Origin of the sequence: Streptomyces milbemycinicus (assembly GCF_002154605.1) — a bacterium.
GTDB lineage: Bacteria > Actinomycetota > Actinomycetes > Streptomycetales > Streptomycetaceae > Streptomyces > Streptomyces milbemycinicus.
Map to the genome: position 1 here is coordinate 156 of NZ_MUNE01000899.1, position 395 is coordinate 550.

1 pseudogene is annotated in these 395 nt (G+C 65.8%); it reads right to left on the reverse strand.

The features are described 5' to 3' along the window. Positions 1-276 (reverse strand): annotated as a pseudogene (locus CCN51_RS56755) (3-oxoacyl-ACP synthase); the annotation flags it as partial. Positions 277-395: the final 119 nt, after the last annotated feature.

Consider the following 395-nt stretch of genomic DNA (forward strand, 5'->3'; position numbering starts at 1 on the left):
GGGCGGGTACGAGCCGTCCGGGCCCTGGTAGTAGACGCTGCTGTGGATGTGGGAGTCGATTGTGTCCGCGTCCACGTCGGCGCGCTCGATGGCGCTGCGCGCCGCGGAGACGGCCATGTCCACCGCCGCCAGGTCACCGGCCACGTGCGTTCCGGTCAGGCCGCTGGCCTTGTACACCTCCTCCTCGTACATGCCGTCCGCGATGGCCTGCTCGCTGCTGACCCACTCGGGCAGGTGCACACCGACGGAGCTGATGAAGACATCGTTTACTCTCACTGCAAGGTTCCCTTTCGAACCCTCGGCCCGACCTTTCAGTCGGCGAGGATCTCCTTCTTGAGGTACTGGGCGAGTTCACCCGGTGTGCCGAAGTCGAATACGAGCGTGGGCCGCAACCG